Source organism: Oleiphilus sp. HI0043, from assembly GCF_001634935.1.
In genome coordinates, this window is record NZ_LWEY01000715.1 from 1 (window position 1) to 2286 (window position 2286).

At 38.1% G+C, this 2286-nt stretch carries 4 protein-coding genes; all 4 read left to right on the forward strand.

The window, feature by feature from the left end; translation table 11 throughout:
• The coding region (locus A3729_RS32630; RefSeq protein ID WP_197475697.1) for a hypothetical protein at window positions 1–335 on the forward strand (335 nt) is incomplete at its 5' end.
• Window positions 336–386: 51 nt separating this feature from the next.
• The gene (locus tag A3729_RS08390; protein ID WP_068633635.1) at window positions 387–1022 is read left to right on the forward strand and encodes a PEP-CTERM sorting domain-containing protein; all 636 of its coding nucleotides are present in this window, start codon (window positions 387–389) and stop codon (window positions 1020–1022) included.
• A 24-nt stretch (window positions 1023–1046) separates the two neighbouring features.
• Window positions 1047–1322 carry a hypothetical protein gene (locus tag A3729_RS08395; RefSeq protein WP_068633637.1) on the forward strand — a complete coding sequence of 92 codons (276 nt, stop codon included), beginning with the start codon at window positions 1047–1049 and terminating at the stop codon, window positions 1320–1322.
• An 82-nt stretch (window positions 1323–1404) separates the two neighbouring features.
• Window positions 1405–2178, forward strand: a complete 774-nt coding sequence (locus tag A3729_RS08400) for a hypothetical protein (protein WP_068633639.1) — start codon at window positions 1405–1407, stop codon at window positions 2176–2178.
• Window positions 2179–2286 lie beyond the last annotated feature (108 nt).

Here is a 2286-nt window from a genome sequence, read left to right on the forward strand (position 1 = left end):
GTGATGCTGTTGAACAGTTTTTTGATTTGGTTCTCGAAGGCAACTTGGATGATGATCAAGTATTGAATCAAATGTCAGCACTAACAACAGGCAAAATTAAAGAACGAATCGACTCTAGAAAGAGAATTAGTAAGTTTAAGAAGATTTCTAAAACCATTAACGAGGCAAATGGTTCGATTGAAACCGATGGTTACGACATTGATGGAAGTGAAGCCAATGTCACTCTTCTCATTGTAGGTGAAGATGACAACGGAGAAGAAATTAAAGACGAATCAACTGTGGAATTACGAAGTGAGAATGGTCAGTGGTTGATATATAGCATGAAGGGTGCTTAGGACAAAATCATAAAGAGATAAAAACTAATAAATCAATAAAAGGAAATACACATGAAACGAGTAGTAGCGATTGCATTATCTGCATTATCGATAAACGCATCAGCAGGATTCATATCTCAAGATTCTGGCTTTGGTGTTGATACTATAACCTTGCACGAAGAAACGGGGTTAGAGTGGCTGGACTTAACAGCCACACAAGGTCGTACAGTTAACGATGTGCTAGGTCAGCTTGATACAGGTGGCGATTACTCTGGTTTCCGTCATGCTACCTTCGATGAAGTAATCACAATGCAAGAAGGCTTTGGTATTACTTACAATCTTTCTTCTTTTGATCATGCAGTTGGCCAGCAAAACGCTAGCATTGCAGCAATGGCAAATTATCTAGATTTCTTTGGTGCTACTGGTACTAATGAGGATGATGTATTCGGATTCGGTACAGTAGTTCGCGATAACGGTGAAGATCGTACTTTCTGGTCAATTTATGATAACGATGCAAGTGCTTTGTTTGATACAGATACTGGTTATTTACAAGATATATTCTTTGCTCAAGCACGCAATATTTCAGATCCATTCACTGGACAATTTTTGGTTCGATCTGACGTATCGCAAGTATCAGAGCCAAGTACGTTTGCGTTGCTAGGTCTTGGAATGGCTGGGTTGGGTTTTGCCAGACGTAAAAAAGCTTAAGTGTAATAAATAGGGATAGATATTATGAACGATACAATTCAGCAAGCTCGTCTTCAAAATCAAATGAAGAACCCAATCGTCGCGTTAGCTCTAGGTTTTTTTATTCCCGGAGCAGGGCAGATGTATGCGGGTTCAATGATGTGGGGAGTAATTAATTTAATTCTAATCGTTGTTTTGGCGGTAACAGTGATTGCTTCGCCAGTCGCCTTCATTCTTTGGCTTGTTTCTTTGTTTTTGGGATACAAGGGAACAAAGCAATTCAACGATAAGGTGTTGGACGGAGCTGAGGCTTCCTCATAATTTTTCTCTAATATTTTGCCCCTAAATTTGTTTAGGGGCTTCATGTTTCTTACCTCTCATCTCAAAGTACTAATTTATAAAAATGAATATAAAAATTTTATTGTCTCTATTTCTAATATTAATTCTTTCAGCCTGTTCAGAATCGGAAGATTCTCCTGCTTCGGATGAAGATATCTTAGGTTTTGTCGAGCAAACAAACTCTTCAACCTATTATTTGAATTTAGGTTTCAATTTTCAGAGTGAAGGAATTATTAGATACGATACCAATTCAAAAATACCATTATATTTCGTTTCAAATGGTGGGGTTGAACCTGATCAAAAAATCATCTCCGCGATTAACGAAATTGAAGATCGTTTAGGTGATATTTTCGAAGATATCGTTTTGATTGATTATGATTTGTCAGTGTTTAAAGATCATACGAGTGATGGCAATGAGCCAATTTATTCTAATAGACTTGGCGATGATGATGGGTTTCAAAGTTTTCTTTCAGAAAATAATATGAATTATGGAATCGCTATATCAGAAGGTACTTCGTTTCGACCTTCTGGAGCTGATCCATCATCTTATTGCGGGAATTATTCACGAGCACCTTATGCCGGTGGTAATCGGTTAAGGCTTGATGAATCGTATGCCATTAGCTCTGAGTACCTAGGGTGGGTAAACTTAGGAAATGGGACTTGCTCATGGAGCGGAGATTATGCTTTGCATGAAATAGCTCATGCATTAGGAATGTTTGGTCATTTTGATCCCCATTTCGGGTTATGGGATGCAACTGCAATGGATGTTCTTGCAACCATTTATAACAACCCGGCGGGAACTCCGTACGACCAAGTTGTTGTTTTGAGGGCTGATTAGCAGATAAAGCTCGATATAGAATTTAGTAGTAGTGAGCATAGGTTTAACTTTTTGGCGATTCAGTTATCTAAGCTATGCTCAAATCTTTACAGGTTGGTACATATAGAA